General features: G+C 27.5%; 3 protein-coding genes. All 3 read right to left on the bottom strand.

Going from position 1 to position 2,700, the window contains the following annotated elements:
- Nucleotides 1–601: 601 nt before the first annotated feature.
- On the bottom strand, nt 602–1,507 hold the full coding sequence (locus ACRC03_RS05360; RefSeq protein WP_438651534.1) for a hypothetical protein: 906 nt from the start codon (nt 1,505–1,507) through the stop codon (nt 602–604).
- Nucleotides 1,508–1,837: 330 nt separating this feature from the next.
- Nucleotides 1,838–2,185, bottom strand: a complete 348-nt coding sequence (locus tag ACRC03_RS05355) for a hypothetical protein (RefSeq protein ID WP_438651533.1) — start codon at nt 2,183–2,185, stop codon at nt 1,838–1,840.
- A gap of 132 nt (nt 2,186–2,317) precedes the next feature.
- Nucleotides 2,318–2,700 (bottom strand): DUF4145 domain-containing protein (locus ACRC03_RS05350; RefSeq protein ID WP_438651532.1); only part of this gene is annotated, 383 nt, incomplete at its 5' end.

The following is a 2,700-nucleotide window of genomic DNA, read 5'->3' as shown; positions in this document are numbered from 1 at the left end:
ATTTCATTTTTGTACCCCCTTTTATTTAAGTATTCATATATTATAACATAATATTCCAATACAAACTAATACAAGCTATTCTAAGACATCCTATATACATTTCCATATATTTTATGCTTTTGTGACGATGCAAAGCAATGAATAGAACATCTGTCGTTCACCAACGATAGAGCTGTTGCTTCTCTCCAATATCTATCAAACTTTTCGCTTCGCTACATAGTTTAATATCTATTAAAAATCTTTTTCTCTTTCATAAATTAATAAATGAACAATTATATTTTACAAATTCAATTTTGTATTTGGAAACGACAGTAACAACCTACTGGATTGTGTGGAGCATTTGTGCCATTACTATTCTTGTTTTGGCACGATTTTAGTATCTGTTTAAGTAAATTAAAGACTTAAGTTCTTACAGATACAGAAGTACTTTTGCCATAAAAACAAGCTTATAACATTGGATTTACTATATTCTTACTAAAAGTAATTGGTCGCTTTTTTACTATAAAAAACTCAATTTAGGTCGCCTTTTTACTATAAGATATGAATATGTGCAATATATTACAATATAAAAATACACCCATTAATTGAGTGTATTAGTTTATTAGAAAAATAACTTTCCTATTAAATCTTTAACTTGTTCATAATTAGAGCCACCATATAATATATATGGATTTACTGCAAAATAACCTTTCGTAGCCCCATCTTTAGTAACTGTAATATATGCTAATAAATTATATTTTATATCATTTTTGAATATGTAAAATTTAGTTAATTCCTTCATTAATTTACTCGAATTATCTTGACGAACTCCTAAGAATTCACTTATTTCTGTTAGATTTAAATGGATTGGAATTTCCTCACTTGGGTTATGACATATTGTATTAGTATCATAATGTATCTTTGGTATTAACCTAAACACATATGCTAAAGTCTTATGTTGAGTTGATTTGCACCCTTTATATAATTCTCTCACGGTATCTATATATATTCTTGTATATGATTTCTTTTTATCAACTTTACCCTTATTAAAGTATTCAGTATTTACCTTGTATAAGCCATTTTCCTCCATCAATAAACCATTATCCTTAACATCCTTTAAAAACTTCTTAAAAGCCGTATCTCCAAGCCCTAATATATATTGCATATCTTTTCTTATCATTGGTGTTTTAGCTTTTCCACTATTAATTCCACCATTCATTACTAATACATTTTTATCATAATCTAAGTATGTCGCAAGGTATATTACCCTACCTACTGATGCTAAATCAATTTCTAATTCATTAAATAGTAGTTCATTTTTAACATAGTACATAGCTACAAATCCTCCGTTATCTTCATTAAATAATTGCATATCACTTTTATTTTTTGCCATTCTTAATTGTTTCGGTGTCCTCATATTACGTCTATTTTGTATATCTATTACCTCATTTTCTTTCATAGGTATAGGATTACTTATAGGACCTCCTTCTTCATCAATTTCTAGTGCATATTTAACTATCTTACTCATATATCTTATTCCTTTCTGCCCATTGGGTCTTTACATTTTTGTCTATTCATATAGGTACTTACACCTCCTTAAAAATGGTTCTAATTATATTATACAGAGAAGTAATAATTCTGTAACAGCTGTGTTTGCAATAGTTTTAAGGTTTTATGTGGAACTCTTATAATTATTTAAAACTCTTATTTTATTTAAATTAAACATACTCAAATTTGAGTATGCTTTTGTCGTACTCACTTTTGAGTACGTTCCCAATTTTGGGAACGTCGTAAAAATAAATAAGCGTACTCAAATTTGAGTACGCTCTTTATGTAAATATTAATTATGTATAAATTTTTAAATTCCAAGATGTTTTTTATAATAGGTTCTTGTTAAATATTGTTCTATATAACCCCTCAAGAAATTATCAGATAAAAGTCTATGAACTCTATGAGATGATTTTTCATACATACAATCTTTTTCTTTGTTATAAAGTTGATTATGAGATACAATCCATTCATTAACATAATCCGATGGATTTGAATATCTTAAAGCGTCAACATCATACACTCCATTTTTACCTCCTATAATCCCATTAAAACTAGCTTTTGATACATTTTTACCTAATATTCTACTAGCTATATCTAAAGCAGTTTTTTCATTATTGTTAAGGTATATTTCTGTGGATTGAAGTTTTTGTTCCATAATTAATTCCCCCTATTTATATTTATATCAATATATTACCATTCATTTATGTTCAAAAACAAGCCAAACTCAAATGTATCTAAAATTTGAATTTTATACAATAAAAAAACACCCACATTACGTGGGTGTTAATTACTTATTTCTATGTAAGTCTTGTTTCTTTTTCTTTAATTTATCTAATAAGCTATTTCTATTAATTTCTTTTTCATAGATTTCATCTAGCATATATTTAAATATTTCATCTAAACATTCGATAAGTTCTTCATCTTGCAGATGTTGTTGTTTGGTAATATCTCCTTTATTTGGATGAACTGCCCAATTTCCTAAATCTCTTATCTTGTCTAATATATCTTCATCTACCACATCTGACCACCTTGGAGCTGTTTCACTTTTCTTATCTTTTTCAAATTTTTCTATCTTATCTTTCAACATACCGTTTTGATAACCCTTGTCATAAAGTAAGTTTTCCAATGCCGTTCTATACATTGCTACTGCAGCTGTATAAGCACCCATAG

This window comes from Romboutsia sp., assembly GCF_051659545.1.
Lineage (GTDB): Bacteria > Bacillota > Clostridia > Peptostreptococcales > Peptostreptococcaceae > JBOFOR01.
This window is presented reverse-complemented; position numbering and strand designations above follow the sequence as displayed.

Coding starts and splice junctions, on each gene's coding strand:
- ACRC03_RS05360 (WP_438651534.1), bottom strand. CDS start 1,507: ATGAGTAAGATAGTTAAATATGCACTAGAAATTGATGAAGAAGGAGGT.
- ACRC03_RS05355 (WP_438651533.1), bottom strand. CDS start 2,185: ATGGAACAAAAACTTCAATCCACAGAAATATACCTTAACAATAATGAA.